Raw genomic sequence first — 26,137 nt, forward strand, 5'->3', positions numbered from 1 at the left:
CGGGTCGGAATTTCACTCTCGATTTCCCTTCCGAGTAGACGGCGTCTCGTTCCGATTTTTCGGTAGATCGCGGATTGGGGCGAATCAGGTGACACGCACACTGTAGTTGCGGATGCCAAAATTGCTGTACGGGATTCAATCTAGACGACCTCTACTGAAACCATCCGTTAGAAAATATTGTCTCCGTTGAAATACCCTTCTTCAGATGTATTCTTGTCTGAAACAGCTGTTCGATGAGACCTGCGTATCTTACTTCTCAACGATCAAACTCGTTATTCCCAACCAGATACGAACCATATAATAAGAGGGCAACAGGCACTAAAAACCCGAATATATCTGACCCTCGGTAGAAGTTAGCTACCGCCAAGCCTAGTATCGATACCTGAACACCGATGATACTCTTGTTTGCGCTCATGTTAATCATATTCTGTTCATTACAGATAATCTCTCGCCATCTCAGCCGGCCTCGTACTATATGGAGATCTAGTCTACTAGTGAGGCTCTGTTGAAATCCTATTCTTCAGACATAACATCATGTGAAACAGCCGGTCATATTGAGCCGATTTAGTATCTACCACTCGCTTAGACGAAAGCCAGCAGTCAGTACAATACCGCGTTACTCCACCTTTTTAGAGAATTTCTTGAGTACGTAGTCTGCGACTTTTCCGGCAACTGAGATGCCGATCAAGAAGGCTACTGCCAGCAGGAGTATTTGCCACAAGAAAGCGGCACCAAGGTTCAGGTTAAACAGAATAGCTGTATCTACGAAAAACACATACATAGCATACATCAATGGAAGCCCGACTACGAGAACAGATCCGAAGTAAGTCAGGCCGGCTATTGCCAACGGGCGACGGCTGTACGTAGAGGTGCTCATCACGTGTAAATGTGTACTTTTTACGTAAAGTCTTTCGGGCAGATTGCTCCAAATGGACTCTTTCACTCATAGAACGACTGGCTGATCCACACAAGAACGTATGAAACCGATAATAACTGAACGCTGACTTCACCATCTGTACTGGCCGCGACTGGGTCAGAATATATCACTGTTTGAGGATTTCAACAGAGCCACATTCTCCTGATGTCGGATACTTGTACTGAGCGATTCCTGAGTCACCTACACTGACCGGAACCGGGCAGAAATATGTACTCACTGGGGATTTCAACAAAGCCCAGCCGATTCCTCTGTGGGGAGACAGTGAACTCATGATTTCAAAACGCCAGGATACATTCGGAAGATTCGGAAACGCCACACTTCCATTTATTAGCCTCGCCTCTCGTCGACACCCATGATCACGGACGCTCGGGTACTCCAACCGGAGTTCATCCCACGGGAGGTGACGCATCGAGACGCCGAAGTCAACACGCTCTCAAGCGTCCTGCAGCCCATTCTTGATGGAAACTCTACTGACCCCGCATTCCTCCACGGCCCATCCGGCGTCGGGAAAACCTGCATCGCACAGTTCACCGTTGAGCGACTGCGCGAGAACGTCGTTGACCTCAACCACCAGTACGTCAACTGCTGGGAGGACTACAGCCGCTTCAAAACGCTCTACACCCTCCTAGAGGGCATCAACAAAACAATCGACATTCACCGACAGTCAACCCCGCGAGACCAGCTCCTCGATCGTCTCCGCGACTACGACGGCCCACCCTATGTTGTTATCCTCGATGAAGTAGACCAGCTAGAAGACAAGAGTCTCCTGTACGATCTGTACCGGATTCGCGGCCTCACAATGATCCTCATCGCAAACAATGAACAGGGAGTCTTCGCAGATGTTGATGACCGAATCAACAGCCGCCTCGCTAACGCCACCCGCATCCATTTCAGACAATACCACCACGACGAATTGGTTGCTATCCTCCACGATCGTGTCTCTTGGGGACTCAACCCAGACGTAATCAACGCGAACGAATTGAGTCTAATTGCGAATAATGCAGCTGGTGATGCTCGCGTGGCTATTGGAATACTTCGCCAAGCTGCTCGCACCGCCAACGCTCAACAGATGAATAAAATCGGCGATGGCGTTATTCGGAAAGTGACTCCGGAAGCGAAATCGGAAATCAAGCAGAAAACCGTTGATCGTCTCACTACCCACCAGGAAGTCCTATACAAGGCCATCACCGAGTACGGAGAAATCCAACCGAATGAATTGTACGAGGAGTATTGTAATCGAGTGGGTGATCCAAAGACGCAACGCATGGTCCGGAACTACTTATCGAAGCTTGAACACTACAATCTCATCGAGGCAGAAGGCAACACGCGGGGGCGGACCTACCGTACAGTCGCGTAATGAGCCCTGTTGAAATCTCTTCTTCAGACATATTTATACCTGAAACAACTGGCCGCTGAATACTGCAAGTGGTTCGGCTTCCCTGTGATAATATTTTATACAACGCAGGTTGTTTTTTGATATATGGCCCCCTCGCTCTCACCCGCTACACGACAATTCCTTGTATTCGTATTTGTAGGAATATACGCTCTGTTGAGCCTTCTCCGACTCATGGAGGGTGGTTTCATTCCATGGGGCTCTGTTGTGGGTATTGGAGTCGGTATCGCACTCCTTGCCGGTCCGGTTGTCTGGGTTGCGCGTGACCGATATCCGGAACAGCGCCGAGAGCGTTTGTCATTAGTAGCATTTGGTATCGGTATGATTGTCTTTCCTCTCACTCTCGGTCTTCTACTTGCGTTCGGCGCACCCCCGTTTATACCGTCATCTGACGTTCTCATTATTGGGGCTTACGTTGGACTGCTCTTTGCTCACACAGCAGAACGCACGGTTGTGCCGGAACGGTTGCGAGCTGTCAATTAGAAATCTGACTACTGATTGTATATGTATATACTGTACTGAATGACTCGTGAGCCCCCTGTACTGACCACAACAAAGCCAAATCTCTCATCTACTGAGGGCTTCAACAGAAGCTTTCGGAAACAACACGCCCTTGCCTTTGACCCCGACTGCACGTCCTATTCGTATGACTGGTGATAATCCACAGAAAGGCCCCGAGTTCAATATTCCCGTCGACGAAACAGGCGCGGTTGGTACTGATCTCAACGTCACAGAGAACATCGTTCACCGTGTCTCGAATCGGACCTTCACCGAGTGGTACAACGAACAGCAATTTGAGCAGAACATCTTGGAGGGCAAAGCGTATTTCAATGGGCTGTCGCCGCCGAAAGACCCGGAACGTCACACCCCGAGCAAACTGCTACAGTGTCACCGGAAAGCGAGCTACGCCCGACAGAACGCACCACGAGAAGGTGTGCCCCCGAAGGGGCTATTCTGGGTCGGCAGTGCCTTCGAGGAGGATTTCATCGTCCCATACCTGCAAGAGGTCATCCCCGACCAGTTGTACGTACAGAACTCGTTGTGGATAGATACGACCATCAGTCGAGACAGGACAGAGCTCCGGATTCGAGGGTCTACTGACCCAGCAATCGTCACGAGTGAGGCTAACCCACTGTTTCTGACAGAAATTAAGACAACAACCTCTCTAGACCACCTTGATGAGCCGAAGAGTCACCACAAAGCGCAGCTCCACGCCTACCTACATGCACTCAATGAGATGAGTGACCACTCCATTACCGACGGAATGCTCGTGTACGGATCGCGTGAAACATTTGATCTCAAAACCTTCCATGTCACGTTCAACTCAGAGTTCTGGGACACAATCGTCGAGTGGATGGTAGCCCAAACGGAGTATGAACAGGATGGTGAATTACCGCCGGCAACGCCCGAGCGTGACTGGGAGTGCAACTATTGCTCTTTCAAACATCGGTGTGGGAAAGCTAATACACCGTACGCAGACACAGGGTACACCGGGTTACTCCCACTGTTTGAAGAGTATGACCGAGAGAACCTCACCGACTATCTTGACTCACGGGCCGATGCGAAACTCACCCCAACACTCGCTCATGTATTCTCTGATCTCACGGACACGTACAGTGTGTACGACTGGTCGTGCCCCCGGTGTAGTGAGACCTACGCTTGGGATGCTGTAGACTGGGACGGTGATACGTCTGAACCACCGGTCTGTTCTGAATGCCTTACTGATGGGGAGCTACTTACTCTAAGCGGGCCAGAACCGGCTGAACAGCAGTGACCCGGGCTCTTAGAATCCGATTCTTCAGACATATTCTTGTCTGAAACAGCTGGTCACTGAACGGTGCTTGTTCGTCAGTAACTCGTCCCCGTGGCGATAGTACTGTAGAGAGTAAGAGTATCACCAACGTTTTCGAATAGCGTAAACGAGGACCGTCAGTTAGTTGCGACTCCAAATGTAGACGACGAGTGCGAGTATCCCCCCGAAAAACGTCGTGATTGTGAGCACGCCGACACCAATAGCCCACAACGCGGCGTTGTTGTTGCCGCGTTTCTTGGCATCGGTGTACACCCAGTAGCTTACTACAAAGGGCAAAATAAGCCATACTATAGCCAGAAGCCCAACAGCAGGAGGAATCGCAAATTGGAGCGAGATCATAATATACTATACAATCTTTATAATAAAAAGAGCATCGACTGTTGCTACGTCTATCCCCTGTACTGACCACAACGGGAACAACACGTAGCATCACTGAGGAGTTCAACAGAATCGCAACTCCCTACGAATCAGTGTCGTCGTCTTCTTCGCTCGGTGGATATTCATCATAGGATACTTCTTCGAGCCTTTCTTGTTCCAATTCCTCTGGGTCTGTCGATTGATCGAGATCGGGAGCACGATCTGATGAAGAAGCAGACCCACTCGATGAATCATCGGTGGTTTCCTCGTCATCGTCCGCCTCTGTATCGCTAGTTTCTGAATCCGAATCCTCGGGTGGTATCAGGTCCACAGGTAACTCATCTTCAGGAGGGAAGTTATCTCCCTCACTCGGCCGTGCAGGTGGCTCGGTTTCTGGGTCATCCAAGTTGCTAGCGTACTTGTCAGCATCAGGTACTTCCTCACGTTCACTCGGTGATGGGGAATAGTTCGTGTTTGTTTCACTGTCCGAATCCTCGTCCATGTCGTCTTTGCTGATAATGGTTCCATCACCACCATTTCGAAACTGTAGGAGCTCCGATGGGTTCTCTTTCATCCACTGTACAAGACCGTCTGTCTGTTCGTCTACCGATTGTTGATGCGCCCGCATCTTTCGGTAGTTACTGACAATTCCCTCTCGTGCCATCTTGTCCGTCAGGAACTCGCCCATATCGGTCAAAGTATACACGCGTTTGGTCCCGACTTCACCCTCACCGAGAGAAACGTCCAACAGTCCGAGTTCGGCAGCCTCGTCACGCCGTGCAACAATAGTTGAAGACGTCACATCTATTTCCGGTTCGATTTCCGAATACGTCATCGGGCGCTCGTGAAGTAGCGACAGTAGCCCAACTCCGCCTTTACTCTGTAGAAACTCCTGAAGGGTTACAGCCATCAGATCTCCGTTCAAGGCCGGTCCATTTAGAAACCCAGTCTAACTCCAATTTGGAAATAACTAGATATTCGAGAAACCTAGAAAACCTGAAGAATAGGCCTCAAGACACTTTATTTAACCATTCATTCGGAAACTACACCCGCATACATATGCTCCATATTCGAGTTACTATCTCTATGGTTGGCGCAATCGCACTCTGTCGTATCTCACGGACGTATTGCGCGCGTTCACGCGTGGACGGTGGTTTCGATGAGTGACCCATCCGCTGTCGATGAACTCGGTTCTGGTCCTGCGTTGAATATGATCTCACAGCAAGCTGACGATGTCATAGACGATGGAACTGATTGGGCGGATCTCGGTCAGGAACTTGATGTCTCAATGTACCAGCGTGATGATGCGTACCCTGAGTGGCACGCTGAAACAACAGATTTCGAGCCGATGTTCTTGGCAATGCTGTGGGCAAAAACCGAGGATGAATCCGTTACTGGTCTTTCTGACCGTCTAAAATCGAACCCAGAGACTGCTGAGGCGTTTGGGTTCTCCGAAGATGACATCCCACACGGGGACACGTTCGCTCGCGCATGGAGAGAACGATTTGAGTCCCTACAGGGGACTATCGAAACGACCGCAAAAACAATCGACGAAATTGCTACTGAACGCGGCAGTCCAATCGGTGGGCACACTGGCTTGGAATTCGAAGAAACAGATGGGACGTCGAAACGAACAGAACAGCGTCTACTCCGAAAGAAGACGAAGGAAGTGTTGAACGAAATGGCTGGCGTTGTGTTTCCTGCTCTCGATCTCCCTCGTCCTAAGAACGCGATTTACGATCAGGACGATATGTTGGAATTGATGACTATCATGGGAATGAAGGGTGTAGCTGCGAATAACGGCGCGGACCTCCACGGCGATAAACTCGCAGACAAGAAGGACATCCAACCGAGCGACCCGTTCTATGAAGACGGGATGCGAGGTGAGACATTACTCAACGCTATCCACAAACTCTCGGTAAACGCGATTACGGACATGGTGAACAGCGCAGCTCACCGCGCGTTGACCCGTATCAAACCGTACGCTGAGTTCCCAGACCCTGTGTTCATGGCGATCGACATCACGTACGTCGCGTACTACGGTGAACGTGAAGGGCTCAAATGGGTGTCAGGCACGCCTGATCACAAACAGTACAAGTGGTGTCACAAATTCGCCACTGCAACACTCGTCGGGGAGGGAGTCCACATGGTTGTCGGGATGCTGCCAGTCGGTAACCCAGACTTCACCGACAACCAAGCGTATCCGGGAGGTGAAGAGAAATCGTACGTGGCAGGGGATGTCGTTCGGAAACTTCTCTCGAAAACGAAACGCCACGTGACGCCGCGGTGCGTGTACGCTGACCGAGCATTCGCATCCGCTGATACGATTGCAGCGTTTGAACAGCATAACATGCGGTACTTGATGCCAGCTCCGCGGAACGACCGAACGAAACTCTGGCTCAAGCGGAACGTAGACATGGAGCAAGGAATCGTTTCTGTTGAGCAGGAGTGGGCGTTGCGCGGAGCGGTGAAACACGGGGTGTCGAACGAGCGCGTCACGACAACGCTCATCGGGTTACCTGGTGATCCTGATGACGAACAGTACGGGTACGGCGAAACGGCTGATGAAGGTGAAGAACTCATTCCTGAAGAGGACCAAGCTGCGGTTCCGTTCTATACGAACACACATGCAGACGATGAGATTGCGCTTGACCGCCGGCAGACCAAGCGAAAAGTTGAGCAGTACAACCGGAGAGGTGGGATTGAAACGGCGTACAAGAAGATCAAAGAGTTCGCTGCATGGACGACATCGAAGGAGTTTGAGGTTCGGTTGTGGCATTTCGGGTTCGCTGTGCTTCTGTACAATGCGTGGCTGATGGTTGATTTCCTTGTACAGGCTGGGCTCGACAGAGAATTTCGGTCGAAACCGCGGATAACTGCGCAACGGTTCCTATCGTTTCTCGATCGGCAGCTAACACGACTAATATAGCCGCTCACTGAGGTTCGCGTTCGACTGTTCGCGTAGAGCCTTCAGTACACAGCTCCTTGATTTTTACCGGTATTTTAGCAGATGTCCTGTCTTTGACAGTTATATGGAGAGTTTTCGCAGTGATCAGCGGCTGATTGGCGAGTGAGTTGGTCAAAAACTGGGGATTCCGTACAGCAAACACCGGGGAATCGCAACCACAGCGCACACATTTGGTATAGCGGAATGGGGTTTACTCGTTGCGTCCGCGACGAAAATGCGTCGGATCCATGCCGACGCAATCCTCCGAAAACCGACGAACTCCGGAATTATTACCTCCGCCGCTCCCGCAGCGTCGTCCATGGCCGACTCCGACTGGGGCGACTGGCTGCCGCGCGCGGTGGCCGACGCCGACCCCGACACGGTGGCGCTGTGGTATCTGGGCTGTAACGGCTTCGCTATCAAGGGGAGCGAGGGGACCGTCCTCTGGATCGACCCGTACGTCGGCACGGGCGACCCGCCGCGGACGATACGCATGATCCCGATCCCCTTCGATCCCGCGGACGTCGACGTCGCGGACGCCGTGCTCGCCACCCACGAGCACACCGACCATGTCCACGGCCCCTCGCAGGCACCGATCCTCGAAAACACCGACGCCGACCTCGTCGCGCCCGACGACTCCCTCGCGGTCGCGCGCGACGAGGAGGCGTGGACCGACGAGTACGCGCTCAGCGAGGCCGCCTTCACCGAGGTTCGGGAGGGCGACGAGCTGCGGATCGGCGAGTTCACGGTTCACGTCGTGGAGACGCGCGACGCCGACGCCACCCACCCGGTCGGCTACGTGATCGAACACGACGCGGGCACGGTGTTCCACGCGGGCGACAGCAAGCCCTCGCCGTCCTTCACCGAGCTCGGCGAGCGGTTCGACATCGACCTCGGCATCCTCGCGTTCGGCTCTGAGGGAACGATTCCCGACAAGGAGACGGGCGAGCCGGTCCAGACGAAGTGGTACAGCGACGAGAACGAGATCGCGACGGCCGCGAACGACCTCGGGCTCGACCGGCTGGTTCCGACCCACTGGGACATGTGGAAGGGGCTGACCGCCGACCCGACCGCGCTCCACGACCACGTCCGGAGCTACGAGTCGCCGGACCGGCTGGAGATAGTCGAGATCGGCGACCGGATCGACCTGTAAACGGGAGTCGAGCGGCCGATTTCGCGGCGTGTGTCGGTTATCAGCCGCGAAACCCGGCCCGTGGAATTTAAGCCCCTGCTCCGGGACCGTGGGATATGAGCGAACGGACGGCTGAGGCGGCCACGACCGTCGACGAGGACGGCATCCGCGTCGAGAAATCCTTCACGGACGACGCGTTCCCGGTGCCCGCGGTCATGTACACCCTCTCTTCGCACCGCGAGGATCCCGTACGGGTGCGTATCGTCGACCGGATCCCGGAGTCGTTCCCGATGGACCGAGTCGGGTTCCACCCGGAGTACGAGAGCGAGAACTGGACGGCGTACAAGGACCATCGGGTGGAGTTCGAGCGCGTCATCGACCCCGACGAGAGCGTCGAGACCGTGTTCGGAATCCGCGACGAGGACCCCGACCTCGACGGGTTCCTCGGAACGCCGGTGATCGAACACGTCCCGGTCGGCGAGGAGATCGAAGACGTCCTCGGCGCCGGTGACACGGACGCGGTGCGCGAGGTGCTCTCCGGAGACCGTGCGACGCTCCCCGGAATGGCGGAAGACGAGGAGCTACTGCCGGAAGATCCGGCCGGCGGCTCCATCGAAGAGCCCGAACCGGACGCCCCCGAAGCTGAACCCGACGCCCCTGAGGCCGAACCGGACGCCCCCGAAGCTCACGACGAACCCGACGCACCCGAGGTCGACGACGAACCCGACGCACCCGAACCACGTGCGGTCGGCGAAGGGACGGCCGCCGTCACGGCCCACGAGGGAGACCCGCTCGGCGCCGCGACCGAGCCGGAAACCGAAGCCGAATCGGCCGACGAGACGGTGTCGACAGACGACGACGAGGAACCCGAGGAGCCGCCTGAAACGGACGACGCGGGTGCCGAAGAGTCCGTTGACGGCGAGCACGAGGGGGTCGCCGACGCCGAGTCGGAGCCCGACGAGACCGCGAGCCTGCCCGGCGAAGGCGGTCTCGCGGCGGCGCTGGCGGCGGAGATCCGAAGCGGCGCGGCCGACGAGGAGGACATCGCCACGATCGAGCGGGAGTTTGCGGGCGGCGTGCCGCGCAGCGTCGACGTGCGGATCGCCCGGCTTCAGTCGAGCGTGGCCGACATCGAGGCGTACGCCGACGCGCTCGCCGAGTTCATCGACGGCGAGGGCACCGCCCGTGAGATCCTCGACGGGATCGACGAACGCGTCGACGCCGTGGAGTCCGAGGTCGACGCTCTCGATGATCGCCTCGACGACGCGGACGACCAGCGCGAGGCGATCGAGTCGGACGTCGACCGCGTCGACGCCGCCATCGCGTCGACCGCTGACGATGTCGACGCGGTCGACGATCGCGTGGACGCCGTCGAGGACGACGTGCGCAGCGTTGAAGCCGACGTGCGGGCCGTCGAAGACGAGGTCGAGACTATCGACGACTCGGTCGAATCGGTTCAGGCGGCCGTCTCGGCCGTCGAGAGCGACGTGGAGGGGCTCGACGCCGACGTCGACCGAATCGAGGGGCAGGCGGACGCGGTCGCGGAGACCGTCGACGACCTGGGCGACGACGTCGAAACGCTGTACGAGGAGGTCGACAAGGCAGCCGAGCGCGCCGAGAGCGCCGAGGAGCAGGCCCAGGACGCCGAAGAGCGGGCCGCCGACGCCGCCGAGCGCGTCGGCGACGTGGAGTCCGGACTCGACCGCTTCGACGAGGAGTTCGACGACCTGTGGGACGACCTCGCGGAGGTCGACTCGCGGCTCACCGACATCGAGAACCGTCTCGGGGACGACCTCGACGACGTCGCCGCCGAGTTAGACGAGATAAACGAGCACCTCGACGAGCTCGACGAGTTCCGCTCTCGACTCAACGAGGCGTTCGGTCCCTGAACCGACCGTCTTCGACGCCGTAGTCGGAGACGAGGAAGCGTCGATCGCCCGCCGTCGACCCGGTTCAAAAACGCAACCCGTTTTACGCGCCCGCTCGCAGAACGGACAATGAGTGATCCGGTTCCGGTCGCGGTTCCCCGCAAGGGGCGCCCGCTCGAAGCGGTTTTAGAGCGGATCGCGGCCGTCGCGGACGGCGACCGCCTCGACCGGCTCGCGGACGGCGTGAGCAACACGCTCCGGTACGAGAAGGCCGTCACGAAGGGGTCCGTCGACGCTGACGCGGGTCCCTACGAGCGCCTCGCCGAGTACTCCGACCCGGCGACCCCGGCCGAGCCCGAGTTCACGCTGCTTCGCGACGACCGAAACGGCAAACCGCGTCGGATCGTCTTCGACGCCGCGACGGTCGATCTAGGCGACGTAACGGTCAAACTTGTCGGTCGCGAGGAACCGTTCCGGGCGCTCCGGACCCACGAGTTCGCGCTCGGATTCGACTCGGCCGACCTCGTCTTAGAGGAGGTGGTCGGGATCCGAGACACGGGGCTCGGCACCATCTCCGACATCAACGACCGCATCGACCCGCTCGACACCGACGTGCGCGTGGTGACCGGGCTCGGAGACACCGTGTTCCACACCCTGATGGGGCGCGAGGAGGAGCGGGCGCCGAACACGACGTTCGACCGCGCGTATCTCGCCGACTACGAGGGGCCGCTGTGTATCTCGCCGCGGTACGAGCGCCTCGTCACCGCCGTGTTGGGAACCGACGCGCTCGACGGCGTCGAATTCGTCCATCCGGGCGCCGACGAGGAAGAGGAGGCCGCGATAGCGAGGGTCGGACTCGGCGTGTACCTCACCGTCACCGGCTCGACGGCGCGTGAACACGGTCTCGCCGTCGGCGAACACCTCTTCCCGAGCGAGACGGTTCTGATGCGTAACGCCGCCGAGACGGGCGATCCGGTCTCCCGCGTGCTCCGAGCGCTCGAACGCGAGGCGACCGACTCGGAAATTCGCGTCTGACCCGCAGACGATATCGCGAAATACGATATACGCGTTCCACCTGAGAGGCGTTCCCGAGGGCGTGGGGTGTATGAATCTACGTTGATCGCGAATCGATAGGTGATCGCCACCCCATCCGTCTCCTGTGTTCCAAACCGTAGTTCTCCTGCCCAACTTCGAGCTACCGCCGAGAGCTCGCTCGCTTCGTTCCCGTGAGCGGGTGCGACAACACGACCGGGCCGAAGGTGTGCCCGACCGACTCGGCGACACGAACTCGATTCGATCCGGCCGCGTTCGGTGGATCAGCGAGCGTTTTGTATATCTTTTATTCTAGTACTACTTATCGATGGCTGTAGTCTTACAATCCAGCATATGCTATTTTATCCGGGTGAATATGAGTTCTATAGACGAGGATAAGTGACTTTATCCGAAATTGTGGGATAGATTGAAGTCGGGCCGCCGAGAACGCCCGTCCGAGAACGATGGGAGGCGACCGACAGTCGGTGAAGACGTACGTGCCGACGGAACAGAAGGACGTGTGGCGCGACCACGCCGACGAGCTCGGGATGTCGCTGAGCGAGTTCGTCAGAACGATGGTCCAAGCTGGACGCCGTGGATTCGCACCGGCCGAATCCGGGGAACGAGTGGAACCCGCTTCCGACCCCTCCGACCCCAGCGGTCACGACCTCGAAAGTGGGGTCGAGAGGGCTCTCGAATCGGGACCCCGTTCGTGGGACGAACTCGTTCAGGTCGTGGTCGGTGACGTCGAGGACGAGTTGGAGGCGACCCTCGACGATCTCCAGGAACGAAACCGCGTTCGGTACAGCGGTCGAGAGGGAGGGTACGTGTTGACCGATGAGTAGCGCGCGAACGGCTCCCGATCCCGACGATCCGGTCGGCTACTTCCTCGAAGATCTCACGTACCACGGGAAGACGGACCGAACGAGGGCGGCGTACGAGCGCGTACTCAGGCGCTTCGAGGGGTTTCTCGACGACGCGACCCCGAAATCCGCGACCCACCGCGACTGTATGTCGTTCGTCCACTCGCTGCGGGGCGACGTCGCCGACAGCACGGTCGCGACGTACGCGGCGTACCTCCACCGGTTTTACGGGTATATGACGGAGGTGGGCGCCTTCGACGCGAACCCGATGACGCTGGTAATGGAGGAGATGGACGAGACCGTCGACAAAGACCCGGCCCGACGCGACGTCTCAGTTCCGGCGATGCGGTCGTTCGTCGCCGGGATCCGTCACCCGCTCCATCGCGCGCTCGTGGTGACGCTCCTGAAAACCGGAATGCGGGTCGGCGAGCTGTGTAACCTCGATCTGCGGGACCTCTCTGTCACGGATTCGGAGCTCAACGCGGAGTATTCGCTCGGGGAGCGCCCGGCGCTGTCCGAGCGACCGGACTCGATCTTCGTGACCGCCGAGGCGGCGGTCGGCGAGGAGTTGAACGGCGAGGTGCGAACGGCGGCGAACAAACGGAAGCGCGGGACCGTGATCCCGGTCGACGACGAGCTCCGCCGGACGCTGAAGGCGTGGCTCGCGGTGCGACCGGACTCGCCGTCGCCCGCGGAGCCGCTGTTCGTCGGCACCGCGGAGGGATGGGGAGAACGACTAGAGCCGCAGGCGGTCAGGCACGTCGTCGAGCGGCACGCACGCGAGGAGGGGTGGTACCGGACCGGTGGCGGCGCCGACGAGAACGTTACGCCGCACTACTTCCGCCACTTCTTCACGACGCACCTCCGGGACAGGACCGGCGACCGCGGCGTGGTGAAGTACCTCCGCGGCGACGTCGCCGACGACGTGATCGATACCTACACGCACAACTGGGGGGATCAGGTGCGGCAGGTCTACGAGGCGAACGTGTACCGACTCCGTATCTGAACGATCCGCGTCTTTTCGTCGGGTTCGATCGGTCAGATATCTGTTCGGCGCGAAACTGATAAACTGTATATCGCGATATCCAATTGTGGGGCCGTCCCCGTGAATCGGCTCCGCTCGTGGGAGCGCCGAGCGACGGTCTCGACGGGTTGCGTGACGCCTTCCGAAGCGACGATTCGATGACGGCGGCGGCGCAAGGACTCGCGCGGATGTCGAATCGGCGAGAAATCGGCCGAGTGACCGGGTACGGGACGACGAAACGGATCGACGCGCGGCTACATCTTCGAGGAGGAAGCGAGCAGTTCGGAGACGGACTGATCGGTCGTCTCGGGGACCTCAAGCCGGACCCGTCTGGCCTCGTACGTCTCCATGATCGCGCCCGGCCCGCCGACGGTGAACTCCTCGGTTCCGTCGTCGAGTACCAACGCGTTCTCGATGGGGATGTTGTTCGTCGTCGGTTCGACGAGCCCTTGCCGCACGGTGGTCACCCGACCGCGCCGCGTCTCGAACGGCTCGGAGGACCGGGCGGGACGCACCGACACCTCCGCGATCAGTTCACGGCCGTAGCGGCGGTGGAGCGTCGCGTCCAACACCGCGTGTCTGAACCGGTCGTACGTCTCCGGGGGCTCGCTCGGCTCGTCGACGTACACCTCCGTCGCGAGGGGCCAGTAGTTCCCGAGAAAAGATCCGACCAGCGCCGGTGAGAGTCGGTCCTCGGTGAAGCCGATGGCCTGCTGGTCGGTCGGGGGGCCGACGACGACCTCGGGCGGGGAGAACAGGCCGTGGGTTCGGTCGACGCTGAGGATCATCGGACCGGTGTGGTCCCAGACGCGCACCGCGCTGCCCAACCCGTCGAATCGGTCCCTTTCGGCCGCGTCGGTCCCGTCGTCGTTGACCAGCACGAGCGTGAGTACGCCGCGGTCGACCGCGGACCTGAGGTCGGCGGCGAGGTCCGAGACGATCGACGCGTGGACCGAGAGGCTGACCTCGTTTTCCGCCTCCCGGAGCAGCCGCGAAATACGCTTCCTGACCGTCGCCGTCGACTTGATAACCTCGTAGCGCCGGTCGACCTCCGGGTCGGGATCGTAGAGCGCGTCGAGGTTCTCTTCGAGGGCCGAGAGGGTGCCGGAGAGCCGGTCGACGACGGTCGACGGGTCCAACGCCCGTACGGTGGTCGGCGTCTCGTGGTCGTGTATCTCGACGAGCCCGCGGTCCTCGAACTCTCCCAACACGTTGTAGACGTACCGCTTGGAGACGTCGGCCCCCTCTGCGATCGCGCTCGCTTTCGCCTCGCCGAGGGTCAAGATAGTCGTGTACGTATCAATCTCCTTGTCGGAGAACCCGAACGACTTCAGTTGGTCCCTGAGACCGGGATCGGTTCCGCTCATGACGCCGCCCTTCGGTAGGACGGGTAATGAAGTGCCCGGACGGGCCGAGCGCTCGGACCCGCCGGTCAGTCTTCTTTCGAGTACGGTTCACCGACCGCCGCCGGGACCCGCGTGTACCCGACCACGACGAGCACGACGAGGACGGCGACGTACGGGAACAGCCCCGTGATGCTCCCGGGCAGCGAGATACCGATGGTCTGAAGCTGGATCTGGAGCATGTCCATCGCACCGAACAACAGGGACGCTCCGTACGTACCGAGCGGGTTGTAGTTGCCGAACAGGTACGCGACGATCGCGATCCAGCCGCGGCCGTCGACCATCGTCACTCCCGTCCCGGTGAAGCCGCTCCCGATGCCTATCGACAGCACGGCACCGCCGAGGCCGGCCATGACTCCCGAGAAGACGAGCGTGGCGTAGCGGACGCGGTTCACGTCGACGCCGGCCGTGTCGAGCGCCTCCGGATTCTCCCCGGCCGCCTGTACCCAATAGCCGTATCGGGTCCGGAACAACACGATCCACGCGCCGACCGCGAGGACGACCGTGAACAGGACCAGCGGCGACGCGTCGAAGAACAGCCGCCCCGCGATCGGGACCTCGGAGAGGACGGGCACGACCACGTTGTCGATGTTCGGGAGCGACGGGCTCGAAACGCCGCCCCAGACGACCGTGGAGATGAACGGCCCGAAGCCCAGTCCGATGAACCACACCGCGAGCCCGGCGACGATCTGGTCGGCCTCGTAGCGGATCAGGAGGACGGCGAACAGCGCCGCCATTAGACCGCAGACGACCATCGCGGTCAACACGCCGAGCCAGAGATCCGCTTGGCCGACGCCGTCGCTTCCGGACGCGGTCCAGGCCGTGACGGCTCCGAACAGCGCGCCGAATATCATGAACCCTTCTAGCCCGATGTTGAACACGCCGCTCTTCTCGGCGTAGAGCCCGCCGATGGCGGCCAGCGCGATCGGCGTCGCGGCCTGAAGCGCCCGTTCCATCGCGCCGACCGTCACGAGATCGGAGCCGGGGATGTCGGTAACGAGGAACGCGATCAGAGCGACCGCGAGCAGCGCGAGCCCGCCGACGAACGCAGAGCGCCCGTCCATCGCTTCGCGGACGGCGCTCATCGGGCGTCACCTCCGAGACCCGTGTACCGTCCGGCGGCGCGAAACAGCTCCGGCGCCGCGACGAACAGGACGATTAGCCCGATCACGCCGTCGACCAGTTCGCTGGGCACGTCGAGCGTGAAACCGATGTACTGTCCGCCCGCGTCGAGCCCGCCGAAGAGGAGCCCGGCGGGGATCACCCCGAGCGGGTTGTTCGCGGCCAAGAGGCTCACGGCGATGGCGTCGAAGCCGAACGTCGGGAACGTGTTCGGGTCGCTGTAGTACCCCAAGATCATCACGGCGAACAGCGCCCCGGCGAGCCCGGCGATCATCCCCGAAAGCGTCATCGTCCGGACGATCATTCGGTTCGGATCGACGCCGGAGTACTTCGCGGCGGGCTCCTGGAAGCCGCTGGTGACGAGGTCGTAGCCGGACCCCGTCTGCGTCATGTACACGTAGACGACGGCGACGGTCACCAGCGCGATCGCGAACCCGATGACCGAAAACGACGGGCTCCCGAAGGCGAATCCCGGTAGGTCGACGTAGTCGGGGAACGACTCCGTGTTCGGCGCCGCCGCCCCCGGCGGACGCAGGTACGCGTCCAAGAGGAAGTAGACGACCCCGGAGGCGATGAAGTTCAGCATGATCGTCGTGATGACTTCGTTCGCACCGGCGTACGCCTTCATCAACCCGGGCAGCGCACCGTACGCCCCACCGGCGACGACGGCGGCTCCGGCGGCGACGACCATCAGAACGACACCGACGAAGGTGTTCCCGGGGAGCAGCGGCGTCAGGAACAGTATCGCGAGGGTGGCGGCGAATCCGCCGACCACGAACTGCCCCTGAACGCCGATGTTCAACACGCCGGCGCGGAACGCGACGGCGACGGCGACGCCGGCCAAGATGAGCATCGTCGACTGTCTGAGGGTAAAGGCGACGTTCGAGAGCTCGCCCACCGCCCCGTACACGAGCGAGTAGACGAACTCGACGGCGTCGTATCCGGAGAGGGCCACGATACCCGCGCCGATACCGAGCGCGAGGGTCGTCGAAATGATCGCGATGACGATCCGCTCCAGTACGGTCGCCCGGACCATACGGTCGACCAGCCGGTCGAGCGCGGTCCGGACGCGCGAAGCGCCGGCGTCGCTCACGCGTCACCCCCCGCGTCGACCGCGACCGTGTCGGGCTCGTCGAGCGACTGTCCGGCCATCATCAGTCCGAGTTCCTCCTCGGTCACGTCGCCGGGATCGACCACGTCGACGAACTCTCCCTCGTACATGACCGCCGTTCGGTCGGAGAGCCGCTTGACCTCGTCGAGCTTCGAGGAGACCAAGATCACGGCCGCGCCCTCGTCACGCATCTCGCGGAGCCGCTCGTGAATGAACTCGATCGACCCGATGTCGACGCCCCGCGTCGGATGCGCCGCGACGAGCAGCGACGGGTCTCGTTCGAGCTCGCGACCCACGACGAACTTCTGTTGGTTCCCGCCGGACAGCGACTCCGCCGCCGCGTCCGCGTCGGCCGGACGAACGTCGTACTCCTCGACGATGGCGTCCGCGTGGTCGGTGATCGCCCGCCAGTCGAGGAAGGCGCCGTCCGCGAAGGGTTCGACGGTCTGGTTGCCGAGCAGCGCGTTCTTGACGAGACTGTACTCCTGAACGAGCCCCTCGCGAGTCCGGTCGCCGGGAACGTACGCGACTCCCGACTCGATGCGCTCCCGCCGACTCAGTCCCGTGATGTCGTCGCCGAACAGCGTCACGGCGCCGCGTTCGGCGTCTCGCATACCGGTTATCGTTTCGATCAGCTCCCGCTGTCCGTTGCCCTCGACGCCGGCGACGCCGAGAATCTCTCCCTCCCTGACGGCGAAGTTCACGCCGTCGACCTGACGGATCCCCCGCTCGTCGTCCGTACAGACGTCGTCGACGGAGAGCGCGACGTCACCCGGAGAGCGCTCTCGGGGCTCGATGTCGAAGAGCACCTCTCGACCGACCATCATCCGGGCGAGCTCGTTCCGCGACGTCTCGTCGGCGTCGACCGTCCCGACCGCGCTGCCGTCCCTGAGAACCGTGATCTCGTCGGCCGCCGTCATCGCCTCGTCGAGTTTGTGCGTGATGAAGACGAGCGAGCGCCCGTCGGCGGTGAGCGCTTCCATGACGTCGAACAGTCCCTCGACCTCCTGTGGCGTCAGCACCGCCGTCGGCTCGTCGAAGATAAGCGTCTCGGCGCCCCGGTAGAGGCTCTTGACGATCTCGACGTGTTGCTGGACGCCGAGACCGAGGTCCTCGACGTCCGTGTCGAGGTGTTCGTCGACGGAGAACCCGTAGGCGTCGCAGATCTCTCGGACGCGCTCGCGAGCCTCGCTATCGTCGACGAGTCCGTTTTTCGACGGTTCGTGACCTAAGACGATGTTCTGGAGGACAGTCATCGTGTCCACCAGTTGGAAGTGCTGATGGATCATCCCGATGCCGGCGTCGATCGCGTCGCGCGGCGACGCGAACGTCCGCGGCTCACCGTCGACGGTCACCGTCCCCTCGTCGGGGTCGTAGAGGCCGTACAGTACCTTCATCAGGGTCGTCTTGCCGGCGCCGTTCTCGCCGACCACGGCGTGGACGGACCCGTTCCTGAGAGAGAAGTCGACACCGTCGTTCGCGACGACGTCGCCGAACCGTTTCGTGATGTCGGTGAGTTCGACGGCGCACGCGTTGTCTGTGGATTCTGGCATAGTGGAAAAATACTCGCGGGCACCGCCCGCTGTCAGCAACCGCCGGCGCTACAGGGAACCGTGACCTCCCCGTCGATGATCGCCTGCCTGCTCTCCTCGAGGTTCTCGGCCGCGACGTCCGGGAGGCTGTCACCGACGGCCTGCCCGAACACGACCTCGACGCCCTCGGATTCGAGGCCGAGGACGTTCGACCCCTGAACGCTGGACCAGTTGTCCTCGACGACCGCTTCGGCGACCTCGTACGTCCCCTCGTTGATGTACTTCACCGCCGACGCCATGATGACGTCCTGGTAGTCCGGGAGCGTCACGGACTGGTCGGCGTCAACGCCGATAGCGAACCGACTGGCGTCCTGTGCGGCCTGGAACACGCCTTGGCCGGCCGCCGCGGCGGCGTGATACACGATGTCGGCGCCCGCGTCGTACTGCGAGGTGGCGATGTTGTTCGCGGTTTGGGTGTCGGTGTAGTTCCCGATGTAGCCGACGTTGACCTCGATACCCTCGTCGACCCACTCCACCCCGGCGCGGTAGGCTCGCTCGAACGCGTTGATGAGCGAGCCGTCGACGCCGCCGACGAACCCGACGACGCTCTCGTCCGGGTTGAGCGAGTTGCCCTCGTGAGAGAGTTCGCGCGTGGTCATCGTCCCGGCCAACACGCCCGCCTGGAAGGACATCTGGTGGTTCGCCCACGTGTACCCCGCCACGTTCGGCTGGTCGACCGACGCGTTGATCAGCATCCAGTTCTGGTCCGGGTACTCCTCGGCGTTCGTCTGGAGCGCTTGCGTGTGGTTGTAGCTGACCAAGACGATGAGGTCGTAGTCCGGGTCGCCGCTCTCGGCGAGTCGCGACTGAACCGTCTGATAGTTCGACTGGTTGGTCTCTTCGACCTGCTGGATCTCGATGTCGTACTCCTCGGCCGCGTTCTGGAGCCCGTCGAGCGCGAGGTCGTTGAACGCCTGATCGCCGAACCCCGCCGGGCTGGAGACGATGGCGACGTTCGTCGTCTCGCTTCCGCCGTCGGAACCGTCGGAGCCGTCTGAACCGTCGGAGTCGTCGGAGTCGTCGGAGCCGTCCGAGCCGTCGGACCCATCCGAACCGTCGGAGCCGTCCGAACCGTCCGAACCGTCCGAACCGTCGTCGGTGAGACACCCCGCGAGCCCGGCGATCCCTACCGCCCCCGCCCCCACCTTTAAAATATCGCGGCGCTGCGATCCGCGTTCGGACGCGGTTGTCTCTGGGCTGTGCGTCGACCCGTCCCCGTGATTATCGCTGTCAGTCATGACGTTGTCCTCAAACTAACCGGACTCTGAGTAACGTAAATAATTATCCACTATACTCATCGACGTCACTGATAATAAAAAAGCGTGAGAAATCTCTTTATCGCAGTTCGAACCGGCAGGCGATCGGCGCTCGGCGCGCGAGGAACCGAGGAGGCCCGCGTAAGCGGTGCCGCCACACCGTGTCACTCATCTGTCGGGAGGACTGTGAAGAGACGACGATGTCGCTCCTCGAAGTGATCGCCATCACCGGCCTCTCCGTCCTCGTCGGGACGGCGATCACAGCCCTCCTCTGTGTCGGGCCTCGACAACTGTCCCGCGCGGTGACCGGCTTCGACGATCGCCTCCGTGACGTCGCCCCGTACCTCGGGGCGGCGCTCGCCCTGCTCGCGGTCAAGCAGATCACGCAGGGGTACCGCATCCGGATATCGCGCGCGCTCGACTGGCGTATCACCGACGAGCTGTACGCGGTCGACGGCGAGTTCGTGGCCGTGCTACAGCGCGCGACGCCGGAAGCGGCGCTCGAACCCTTCCGGTCGCGTACATGCTCGGGTTCGCCGTGCTCCTCGCTGCCGGGCCAGCGGTGTACTTCCTGGGCGGGAAGACCGGACAGCGACACCTGAAGGAACTGCTCGTCGCCTACATGCTGAACTACGCGGTCGGGACCGTCTGCTACACGCTGTTCATCGGATACGGGCCCCGCAGGTACCTCGAATCGGTCGACGGGCTGATGTACCAGTTCTACCCCGAGACGCAGGAACTCACGGCCGCGGTCGCGTCGAACACGAACGTCTTCCCGTCGCTCCACGCCTCGCTCTCGGTTGCGGTGTTCGCCGTCGCGTGGCGCTCTCGGCGCCGGTTCCCGCGGTGGACGGCGCTCGCCGCGGCGCTCGCGGCCGCCGTCGTCTACTCGACGATGTTCCTCGGGATTCACTGGGCGATCGACGTCGTCGCCGGCGCCCTCCTCGGCGTCGGCTCGGTCGCGGCCGCGACACGGATCGTGGCGCGCGTCGAGAGGGCGCCCGTCGGTGCGGACGTCGACACCGTCGACCGCGCGACGCCGGAGGGACGTTCGGACGACGATTGAGCCGTCCGAGCGTCGAGAGTCCGTCGTCACGCCGCTGACGGGCGAGAAGTGAAACGGCGCGAGAAGGGCAACGGCGAGAGAAGGGCAACGCGGCTCCGAGCCTTCGGCTACTCCTCGTCGAGCAGGCTCTCGACGAGGTCCTCGGGGTCGAACAGCGTGATGTCGTCGTACCCCTGTCCGGTGCCGAGGAAGAGGATCGGCTTTCCGGTGACGTACGCGACCGAGATGGCGGCGCCGCCGGAGGAGTCGGCGTCGGCCTTCGTCAGGATGGCGCCGTCGATCGCGGCGGCGTCGTCGAACTCCTTCGCGCGGTTGACCGCGTCCTGCCCGGCGACCGCCTCGTCGACGAAGAGGGTCATGTCCGGGTCGACGACGCGGTCGATCTTCTCCAGTTGCGCCATCAGGTCGTCGCTCGTGTGAAGTCGCCCCGCGGTGTCGCCGAGGACGACGTCGACGTCGTTCGCCTGCGCGTACTCGACGCCGTCGTAGATGACGGCCGCCGGGTCGCCGCCTTGGTCGTGGCTGATCAGATCGCGGCCGAGCCGGTCGGCGTGCTCGCGGATCTGCTCGTTGGCCCCCGCGCGGTAGGTGTCGCCGTTCGCGAGGACGGAGGAGTAGCCGCGGTCGGCGAGCCACTCGGAGAGCTTCGCGATGCTCGTCGTCTTCCCGACGCCGTTGACGCCGGTGAAGACGATGGTGACGGGCTTGTCGGCCTCGGCGATCCGCTGCTCGAAGTCGAACTGCCCGACCGCGATGACGTCGAGCAGCGCGTCGTGAAGCGCCGACTCGACCAGTTCGCCGGTGGTCTCGACCTGCTTCCGGGACTCGCCGAGCATGCTCTCGCGGACGGAATCGAGGATCTGTTCGGCGACGCTCATCTCCACGTCGCTTTCGAGCAGCGCCATCTCGAGGTTCCACAGCGGCTCCTCTAAATCCTCCTCCTCGATGATGATCCGTCCGGTCGCGAACGCCTTCGCGCGCTGGAAGGTGCTCGGCTCGTCGTCCGACCCCGACTCGTCGGCGTCGGACTCGTCCGCGTCGACCTCCGCGGGTTCGGCGGTCGCGGCGGCGTCGCTCCCGGCCGGCGCCGCCTCGTCGGGCGCCGCCGCATCTTCCTCGGCCTCGGTCGACTCCTCGACGTCCTCGCGGAAGCCGGAGAGCTTGTCTTTCAGTCCGTCGAACACGGTCGGGGCCCTCCGTTACTCCCCGTCGTCTTCCTGCGACTGCTGCATCTGCTGCATCTGCTGCTGTTGCATCTGCTGTTGCATCTGCTGGGCCTGCTGTTCGAGCTCGTCGCTCTCGGACTCCAGCTCGTCGACCTCCGCTTCGGTCTCCTCGATCCGATCGTCGAGCGCCTCCTGCTTGCGCCGGAGGACGTCGATGGCGTCGTCCTGCTCCTGCTCGGCGGAGTAGTTGCCGCCCAGCGAGACGATGACCTCGTCGATGTCCTGGACCTCAGCGCGGAGGTAGGCGCCGCCGCCGAGCGGGACCTGAACGGTCGCGCCCGTGTCGAGCGTCTCGATGGCCTCGATCGCGTCGTCGATGTCGGCCTTCTCCTCGCGGTAGTCGGCGATCTCGGCTTCGAGCGCCTCGATCTCCTCGTCGAGTTCCTGTAGCTCCTGCGAGAGCTGCTGGAGCTGCTGTTGTCCGCCGCCCATCATGCCTCGGACACCTCCTCGATCTCGATCTGGGTGCGCTTGCGGTTGTGCTGGCTCCCGACCGTGGTGTAGATGCGCTCGCGGGCGAGGTCCTCGTTCTCCGCCTCGACGTCCTTCGTGAACGGCTGGTCGCCGTCTCGGCTCTGGAACCGTCCACTCACCGTGTAGGTACTCATGTTCCCCGATCCGGCAGGGACAGGGAAGTATCTTCCTAAAAAAGGACAGGCGGCGAGGCGGCCGTGAGCCAGACGGAACGGTCTCGAACTCCGGGGTTCACCCCGAGAGGTCCGCGCGTCGGAACCGAACGACCGCGAGCGCGACGAGACCCGCCGTCGCCGCGAGCAGAATCGCGGCGCCGGTCAGGTCGTACTCGCCCAACACGAGCGCCGCGGAGGGATCGTAGTGCGCCGTCGGGCTGACGTCCCCGACCGCCGCGTAGTCGGTGCTGGCGACCACGGACTCGAACATGAACAGCGCGAACAGCGCGCCGAGCGCGACCCGCTGCGCGACTCCCGGCCGCGAGACGAGCGTCGACACGGCGATCCCGGCCGCGACGCACGCGAGGTGGTACGGCACCGCCAGCGCGTGGACCGCGACGAGCCGTTCGACCGCGATCGTCTCGCCGACCGCGAGGACGCCGACGTACGCGACGACCGGCAGGACGAGGTTGAGGAGGACGACGAACGGGACGAGTCCGAGGAACCGCCCGATCACCACGTCGCGCCGCGCGACCGGCGCCGACAGCGTGAGGTCCATCCGGCCGGAGGCGACGTCGCCGGCGATCGTCCCCCCGGCGAGGTACGCGAGGTAGAGGCCGACCAGAAGCAGCCACGCGAACTGGTAGAACTCCACCGCGAGGAATCCCTCGATCGAGGAGATGGCGATGATCCCGAACGCCTCCTGGAACGCGGGCGGGAACGCCTCGACGTACGCGTCGAGGTCGATACCGGCGGTCGACAGCGAGGGGAAAAAGGCCAGAAACAGGAGGAGGAACGCGGAGAGCAGCCCCGTCACCACGAGCGACCCGCGGGCGCGGCCCGCGGCGTCGTAGCGCGCGATCGCGATCCACGGCGCCGGGCGGTCGCTCATCGCGACTCACCCCCGGACGACGCGGTCGCGTCGCGCTGCTCGTCGCCGTCCCGTGCCGCGCGGTCGCCCCGGGGCGTGCCGCCGCTCCCGGTCGGTCCCGGGACGTCGCCGTCGTAGAACGTCATGAACGCCTCTTCGAGCGGCGCGTCGACCACGTCGAGGTCCAGCACGGAGTACCCGGAGAGCAGGTCGATCAGCGCGTCGTACTCGCCGGTCCACGTGAACGAGACGGTCTCGCCGACCCGGAGGTTCATGATTCCGCGGAGCTCGAAGTCGGCCCGATCGACGTCCTCGGCGACCCGGACGCGGACCTGTTTGCCGCCTCGCGACCGGAGGTCCGAGACGGACTCGACCGCGACGAGGTGGCCCTGCCGGAGGACGCCGACGCGGTCGCAGAGCGCCGCCACCTCGCCGAGGACGTGCGAGGAGAGGAGGACGCTCGCGCCGTCGTCGACGCGCTCGCGCACGAGGGCGGCGAACTCCTCCTGAAGCAGCGGGTCGAGCCCGGAGGTCGGCTCGTCGAGCAGCAGCAGGTCCGGGTCGTGCATGAACGCGGCCACCAGCGCCACCTTCTGTCGGTTCCCGCGCGAGAGGTCGGCGATTCGGCGCGACTCGTCGAGACCGAACCGGTCGACGAGTGCGTCGCGACTCGACTCTCCCCTGAGCGCCGCCTGATGGTCCAGAAACGCCGCCGCGGTGCGGTCGCGGTCGAGTCCGGGGTCTCCCGGGAGGAACCCGGTCCGTTCGCGGGCGCGACGCGACGCGGCCGGGTCGGTCACGTCGTGGCCGAGCAGCGCACCGCCGCCGCTCGTCGGCGACAGGAATCCCAACAGGGTGCGGATCGCGGTGGTCTTTCCCGCGCCGTTCGGCCCGAGGAAGCCGAACACCTCACCGTCCTTGACGGTGAACGAGACGTCTTCGATCCCCCGGACGTCGCCGTAGTACTTGGTGAGGTTTCGACACTCGATAGCGGGCATACCGTCCGCAACTCCGCTGTGGCTCTTAAATGTAGGAGTGTCAGCGAAAGAGAACGGAGAGCGGAGGTCGGGAACGCCGGCGGGCGGCTCAGTCGATGAAGCCGAGCGTCTCCTCGATCCGGCCCAGCTCCGGCCCGGTGGTGTCCTCGCCGACGACGTACCCCTCGTCGGTGGCGACGAGCCCGGAGCCGACGAGCGGCGCGCCGTAGTTGACCGTGCCGAGATCGGCGCGGACGTCGAGCGCCTCCTCGACCGCCTGAAGCTCCGACTCGGTCGACTGCGGGTGGCACAACACGCCCGTGTTGTTGGCGACCGCCGCGGTGCCGACGGTCCGGACGTCGCCGAGGTCGCCCCGGGTGACGGGGACGTCGAGCGCGTCTTTGACCGTCTGGATCGCCTCGCGCGAGAGGTCCGGATGGACGTACGCGCCGTAGTCGTTCGCGAGGACGACGTTTCCGGCGGCGTTGATCTCGCCCGGGAGTTCGTACACCGGGACGCCGGCGGCGTCCGCGATCCGGTCTTTCTCGCGTTCGGTCGCTCGCGCGGAGACGAGGAGGCCGTTCTCGTTGCCCGTCGCGAGCGCGCCGACCGTGTTGGACCCCCCGACCGTCGTCAGCAGCGGCTCCGCGCCGAGTTCCGCTCCGAGGTCCTCGGCGAGCGCCTCGTCGACGTCCGGCCGGACCAGCAGGAGGTCGTCGACGGCGCGGGCGAACACGCCCACGTACGACGAGCCGGTGAAGGTCGCCCGTAACACGCTACTCGGCGTGCTCGGCCTCGACGACCGGCTCGCCGTCCTCGACGAACCGAGCCGCGCGGACCCGCACCGTGCTGGGCGGGTTCTGCCGCCCGTTCTCCCAGACCGCCTCGTTGACCGAGCCGTCGATGATCACGTCGCCCTCGTCGACGGAGAAGTGCTTCGCGAGGTGCTGACGGGTGATCTTCATGGCGTAGTCGGCGCGCTGCTGGACGGGCTTCTCCTTGGCGTCGCGGAGCGGGACGGTGACGACGCGCTCCTCGAAGTCGTTCGTCGACATTTACTCGTCCAGGTCGTTCCGGCGCCAGTTGCGCCGCTTCGGGTTTCGCGTCACGTTCATGTCCGTCTTCATCATGACCCACGCGGGGACGCGGGTGTTCTGGCGCTCCGCCTTCGCCAGACGCTTCTTTTGAGCCTTCGATTTGTCTCCCATAGTGGCGCACACTTTCCGCGGGTCGCATAAAACCCCTTCCATACGGGGTCGCGCACAGCAGGATCGAGCCCGAGATACGTGACTGTGGACCATACTTTTTGTAACGTACCGATAGAACCGAACAGCAAGTGGACAACGTATGACGAAAGTCGATGAATCAGTCCAAAACGGCGAGATGGATCCGGTACGTGTTTACCCTGAAGACTCAACAATCGGAGCAGCTTGATCCCGTGAGATCATCTCGTTGTCGCGGACAACTCGCCTGAGTTCGTCGTAAGGATTGCGTCCCTGCTGGCGCCACGTCGCCAGC

At 62.4% G+C, this 26,137-nt stretch carries 25 protein-coding genes and 1 pseudogene; 9 read left to right on the forward strand and 17 right to left on the reverse strand.

Annotated features, from left to right (window positions below):
• Positions 1 to 256 precede the first annotated feature (256 nt).
• The gene (locus tag EXE46_RS16860; RefSeq protein WP_158413947.1) at positions 257 to 415 is read right to left on the reverse strand and encodes a hypothetical protein; all 159 of its coding nucleotides are present in this window, start codon (positions 413 to 415) and stop codon (positions 257 to 259) included.
• A 201-nt stretch (positions 416 to 616) separates the two neighbouring features.
• Positions 617 to 877, reverse strand: coding sequence for a hypothetical protein (locus EXE46_RS11065; protein ID WP_137688456.1), 261 nt, complete (start codon positions 875 to 877; stop codon positions 617 to 619).
• Positions 878 to 1,289: 412 nt separating this feature from the next.
• Between EXE46_RS11065 and EXE46_RS11070 the strand changes: the two genes are divergently transcribed.
• Together EXE46_RS11070 and EXE46_RS11075 are read left to right on the forward strand one after the other, a co-directional pair.
• Positions 1,290 to 2,294 (forward strand): Cdc6/Cdc18 family protein, encoded by a 1,005-nt coding sequence (locus EXE46_RS11070; RefSeq protein ID WP_137688457.1) that lies wholly within the window; start codon positions 1,290 to 1,292, stop codon positions 2,292 to 2,294.
• A gap of 682 nt (positions 2,295 to 2,976) precedes the next feature.
• A complete protein-coding gene (locus EXE46_RS11075; RefSeq protein WP_137688458.1) occupies positions 2,977 to 4,104 on the forward strand; it encodes a PD-(D/E)XK nuclease family protein in 1,128 nt (375 codons plus the stop codon).
• A 159-nt stretch (positions 4,105 to 4,263) separates the two neighbouring features.
• Here the strand turns inward: EXE46_RS11075 and EXE46_RS11080 are convergent, their stop codons facing one another.
• Entirely contained in the window at positions 4,264 to 4,482 is a 219-nt protein-coding gene (locus EXE46_RS11080; protein WP_137687562.1) for a hypothetical protein, read from the reverse strand.
• A 121-nt stretch (positions 4,483 to 4,603) separates the two neighbouring features.
• Positions 4,604 to 5,410 carry a hypothetical protein gene (locus EXE46_RS11085; RefSeq protein ID WP_137688459.1) on the reverse strand — a complete coding sequence of 269 codons (807 nt, stop codon included), beginning with the start codon at positions 5,408 to 5,410 and terminating at the stop codon, positions 4,604 to 4,606.
• A 249-nt stretch (positions 5,411 to 5,659) separates the two neighbouring features.
• Here EXE46_RS11085 and EXE46_RS11090 point away from each other — a divergent pair, with 249 nt between their 5' ends.
• From EXE46_RS11090 to EXE46_RS11115, 6 genes are all read left to right on the forward strand, one after another.
• A complete protein-coding gene (locus EXE46_RS11090) occupies positions 5,660 to 7,429 on the forward strand; it encodes a transposase (RefSeq protein ID WP_199234154.1) in 1,770 nt (589 codons plus the stop codon).
• Positions 7,430 to 7,766: 337 nt separating this feature from the next.
• On the forward strand, positions 7,767 to 8,600 hold the full coding sequence (locus EXE46_RS11095; protein ID WP_137688460.1) for an MBL fold metallo-hydrolase: 834 nt from the start codon (positions 7,767 to 7,769) through the stop codon (positions 8,598 to 8,600).
• 95 nt (positions 8,601 to 8,695) lie between these two features.
• On the forward strand, positions 8,696 to 10,468 hold the full coding sequence (locus tag EXE46_RS11100; protein WP_137688461.1) for an alanine-zipper protein: 1,773 nt from the start codon (positions 8,696 to 8,698) through the stop codon (positions 10,466 to 10,468).
• A 108-nt stretch (positions 10,469 to 10,576) separates the two neighbouring features.
• Positions 10,577 to 11,482: a hypothetical protein gene (locus EXE46_RS11105; RefSeq protein ID WP_137688462.1), complete on the forward strand. Its 906-nt coding sequence runs from the start codon at positions 10,577 to 10,579 to the stop codon at positions 11,480 to 11,482.
• 461 nt (positions 11,483 to 11,943) lie between these two features.
• Positions 11,944 to 12,324 (forward strand): DUF5805 domain-containing protein, encoded by a 381-nt coding sequence (locus EXE46_RS11110; protein WP_137688463.1) that lies wholly within the window; start codon positions 11,944 to 11,946, stop codon positions 12,322 to 12,324.
• Positions 12,317 to 13,348, forward strand: coding sequence for a tyrosine-type recombinase/integrase (locus EXE46_RS11115; protein ID WP_137688464.1), 1,032 nt, complete (start codon positions 12,317 to 12,319; stop codon positions 13,346 to 13,348). The genes EXE46_RS11110 and EXE46_RS11115 overlap by 8 nt, the downstream gene beginning before the upstream one ends.
• Positions 13,349 to 13,620: 272 nt before the next feature.
• On the opposite strand, the gene EXE46_RS11120 is transcribed toward EXE46_RS11115, so the two are convergent.
• The 5 genes from EXE46_RS11120 to EXE46_RS11140 all read right to left on the reverse strand — a co-directional run bounded on the left by EXE46_RS11120 (position 13,621) and on the right by EXE46_RS11140 (position 19,832).
• Positions 13,621 to 14,733 (reverse strand): TrmB family transcriptional regulator sugar-binding domain-containing protein, encoded by a 1,113-nt coding sequence (locus EXE46_RS11120; protein ID WP_137688465.1) that lies wholly within the window; start codon positions 14,731 to 14,733, stop codon positions 13,621 to 13,623.
• Positions 14,734 to 14,798: 65 nt separating this feature from the next.
• Complete coding sequence (locus tag EXE46_RS11125; RefSeq protein WP_137688466.1) at positions 14,799 to 15,854, reverse strand: ABC transporter permease; 1,056 nt, start codon at positions 15,852 to 15,854, stop codon at positions 14,799 to 14,801.
• Entirely contained in the window at positions 15,851 to 16,984 is a 1,134-nt protein-coding gene (locus tag EXE46_RS11130; RefSeq protein ID WP_137688467.1) for an ABC transporter permease, read from the reverse strand. Before EXE46_RS11130 ends, EXE46_RS11125 begins: the two co-directional genes overlap by 4 nt.
• Positions 16,981 to 18,555, reverse strand: coding sequence for an ABC transporter ATP-binding protein (locus EXE46_RS11135; protein ID WP_137688468.1), 1,575 nt, complete (start codon positions 18,553 to 18,555; stop codon positions 16,981 to 16,983). The genes EXE46_RS11130 and EXE46_RS11135 overlap by 4 nt, the downstream gene beginning before the upstream one ends.
• Positions 18,556 to 18,587: 32 nt before the next feature.
• Positions 18,588 to 19,832 carry a BMP family protein gene (locus EXE46_RS11140; RefSeq protein WP_158413948.1) on the reverse strand — a complete coding sequence of 415 codons (1,245 nt, stop codon included), beginning with the start codon at positions 19,830 to 19,832 and terminating at the stop codon, positions 18,588 to 18,590.
• Positions 19,833 to 20,050: 218 nt separating this feature from the next.
• On the opposite strand from EXE46_RS11140, the pseudogene EXE46_RS17745 reads away from it, so the two are divergent.
• Positions 20,051 to 20,916: pseudogene (locus EXE46_RS17745) on the forward strand (phosphatase PAP2 family protein).
• Positions 20,917 to 21,023: 107 nt separating this feature from the next.
• Here the strand turns inward: EXE46_RS17745 and ftsY are convergent.
• The 8 genes from ftsY to EXE46_RS11185 all read right to left on the reverse strand — a co-directional run bounded on the left by ftsY (position 21,024) and on the right by EXE46_RS11185 (position 25,827).
• Entirely contained in the window at positions 21,024 to 22,100 is a 1,077-nt protein-coding gene (ftsY, locus tag EXE46_RS11150) for a signal recognition particle-docking protein FtsY (protein ID WP_137688469.1), read from the reverse strand.
• A 15-nt stretch (positions 22,101 to 22,115) separates the two neighbouring features.
• A complete protein-coding gene (gene pfdA / locus EXE46_RS11155) occupies positions 22,116 to 22,574 on the reverse strand; it encodes a prefoldin subunit alpha (RefSeq protein WP_137688475.1) in 459 nt (152 codons plus the stop codon).
• Positions 22,574 to 22,750 carry a 50S ribosomal protein L18Ae gene (gene rpl18a / locus EXE46_RS11160; RefSeq protein WP_053771299.1) on the reverse strand — a complete coding sequence of 59 codons (177 nt, stop codon included), beginning with the start codon at positions 22,748 to 22,750 and terminating at the stop codon, positions 22,574 to 22,576. Before rpl18a ends, pfdA begins: the two co-directional genes overlap by 1 nt.
• 97 nt (positions 22,751 to 22,847) lie before the next feature.
• A complete protein-coding gene (locus tag EXE46_RS11165) occupies positions 22,848 to 23,663 on the reverse strand; it encodes an ABC transporter permease (protein WP_137688470.1) in 816 nt (271 codons plus the stop codon).
• On the reverse strand, positions 23,660 to 24,640 hold the full coding sequence (locus EXE46_RS11170; RefSeq protein ID WP_241981540.1) for an ABC transporter ATP-binding protein: 981 nt from the start codon (positions 24,638 to 24,640) through the stop codon (positions 23,660 to 23,662). Before EXE46_RS11170 ends, EXE46_RS11165 begins: the two co-directional genes overlap by 4 nt.
• Positions 24,641 to 24,728: 88 nt before the next feature.
• On the reverse strand, positions 24,729 to 25,394 hold the full coding sequence (locus tag EXE46_RS11175) for a translation initiation factor IF-6 (RefSeq protein ID WP_137688471.1): 666 nt from the start codon (positions 25,392 to 25,394) through the stop codon (positions 24,729 to 24,731).
• Position 25,395: 1 nt separating this feature from the next.
• The gene (locus EXE46_RS11180; protein ID WP_004595726.1) at positions 25,396 to 25,674 is read right to left on the reverse strand and encodes a 50S ribosomal protein L31e; all 279 of its coding nucleotides are present in this window, start codon (positions 25,672 to 25,674) and stop codon (positions 25,396 to 25,398) included.
• Positions 25,675 to 25,827 (reverse strand): 50S ribosomal protein L39e, encoded by a 153-nt coding sequence (locus EXE46_RS11185; protein ID WP_004050128.1) that lies wholly within the window; start codon positions 25,825 to 25,827, stop codon positions 25,675 to 25,677.
• Between the last annotated feature and the right edge of the window lie 310 nt (positions 25,828 to 26,137).

It is taken from the genome of Halorubrum sp. GN11_10-6_MGM (assembly GCF_005435165.1).
Classification (GTDB): Archaea; Halobacteriota; Halobacteria; order Halobacteriales; family Haloferacaceae; genus Halorubrum.